We start from the raw sequence: 217 nt of genomic DNA, 5'->3' as shown, positions 1-217 counted from the left end.
AATCCTATTTTCATCCAGTATTGACGAGAGATTGCACCTAGTAACATTGAGGCTACATAAGCATCTATTTTTAAGGCATAAAAAGCGGGATATAAAAGAAGAGCCCCAACTGGAATTTGAAAGTAGATATAAAGGGCTAATAGACCCGAACTACTATATAAAACAAAATTACCTAATATACCCAATTGTCTTAATAACAACGTCACGGCACCGTGCG

At 36.4% G+C, this 217-nt stretch carries 1 pseudogene; it reads right to left on the bottom strand.

The features are described from left to right. A pseudogene (locus V6255_RS18715) lies at positions 1-217 on the bottom strand (ABC transporter permease); the annotation flags it as partial.

The sequence above is a fragment of the Psychromonas arctica genome (assembly GCF_038155225.1).
Taxonomy (GTDB): Bacteria; Pseudomonadota; Gammaproteobacteria; order Enterobacterales; family Psychromonadaceae; genus Psychromonas; species Psychromonas arctica_B.
Note: the sequence above shows the minus strand (reverse complement) of the source record. Positions and strands in the feature narration are given on the sequence as shown.